The sequence below is a fragment of the Microbacterium sp. 13-71-7 genome, from assembly GCF_002257455.1.
GTDB lineage: Bacteria > Actinomycetota > Actinomycetes > Actinomycetales > Microbacteriaceae > Microbacterium.
In genome coordinates, this window is the sequence record NZ_NCKN01000402.1 from 1 (window position 1) to 1628 (window position 1628).

Consider the following 1628-nt stretch of genomic DNA (forward strand, 5'->3'; position numbering starts at 1 on the left):
TTCCTCGCGACGGCACACGAGAGTATTCCTTGCGGTGGTATCGGGGGCGGCCGCCGTCCTCACCGCCACGTACATCGTCGGCGGGCTGGCACTGCACGATACCGCGTTCACCCGCGCCGTCGGCCTTCGGACGCTCCTCGGCGACGTGCTCGAACGCTTCATCCCCATCGGGTTCCTCCGTCACGAGAGCGTCGAGTTCCTCCCCACCACACCGGTGGGGGCTTTGCTCTACTTCGGCATCGGTCCTGCGTTCTGGGCGGTCCTGGTCGGCGCGACGGTGTGGGTGCTGCGTGAGCATCGGAACCAGAAGCTGCAGGGCACCATGGCCGAGGTGCGGCAGCGCCTGAACGAGGGGGGTGGCGATAGCCTTTCGTTCCTCGCGACCTGGCCAGGCAACGCGCACTGGTTCGATCCGCTGAGTCGGGCCGTGATCACCTATCGCGTCGTCGGCCAGGTAGCCCTCACCATCGGCGGTCCCTTCAGCGTGACGGGGTCGAAGGAGCCGGCGCTGAGCCGCTTCGCCCGCTTCTGCACTGACAACGGCTGGCTGCCCGTCTTCTACAGCATCGACGGCAAGCATGAGGGCTTCTTCCGATCCATCGGCTGGCGCACCATGGTGATCGCGGAGGAGACGGTGCTGCGTCCCGCGACATTCGAGATGACGGGGAAGAAGTGGCAGGACGTGCGGACCTCCATCAACCGGGCCCAGCGGGCGGGCGTCCGCGCCGTGTGGACCAGTTATGCGGCTCTGCCGCTTGCGCAGGCGACGCAGCTGATCGAGATATCTGAGCAGTGGATGGCCAGCAAGGGGCTACCGGAGATGGGCTTCACCCTCGGGGGCATCGATGAGCTGCGTGACCCGGCCGTCCGCCTCATGGTGGCGCTGGGCGAGGATGGGGTGGTGCATGGCGTCACAAGCTGGTTGCCGACCTATCGTGACGCACGGGTGGTCGGCTGGACCCTGGACTTCATGCGTCGCAGGCCCGACAGCTTCAACGGCGTCATGGAGTTCCTGATCGCCGAGACAGCCCTGCGGATGAGAGATGAGAACGTCGAGTTCCTGAGCCTGTCCGGGGCACCCTTGGCACACACCGCTACGACCGTGCCGGACGGCGGCATCGAGCGGATCCTCGACTACATCAGCGGCACGCTGGAGCCCGCGTACGGGTTCCGTTCCCTGCTGAAATTCAAGCGCAAGTTCCAACCCGAGTTCCACCCACTGGTGATGGCGTATCCCGACCCCGCCGCACTGCCGGTGATCGGGCTGGCCTTGACCCGAGCGTACCTGCCGCGCCTGTCGCTGAAGAATGCGGCCGCGCTCGCGCGCGGCAAGCTCTGAACGGGGTACGGCCGCTCTCGGCTGGGCGGCCACGTTCACGGCATCTTGTCGAGCGGGCTTATCCCCGCCTTATCGCTAGGTGGCATCCTTCGAGAGTTCACCACTCATCCACTGAACAAAGGAGACGAACATGAGCATGAGCCGCAAGAGGAAGATCCTGCTGACCTCGGTGATGGTCCTGGGTCTTTCGGGCCTGGGGATCGGGGCAGCGAACGCCGCGACGCCCTCCACGACGCCCCCGAGCCACAGTTCCACCACCGCCACCGAACCCCCCTCCACCGAGGCCCCC

1 protein-coding gene is annotated in these 1628 nt (G+C 66.3%); it reads left to right on the forward strand.

Annotation, left to right across the window (positions count from 1 at the left end; translation table 11 throughout):
- On the forward strand, positions 1-1339 hold a 1339-nt coding region (locus B7X32_RS20770; RefSeq protein ID WP_292724109.1), incomplete at its 5' end, for a DUF2156 domain-containing protein.
- Positions 1340-1628: the final 289 nt, after the last annotated feature.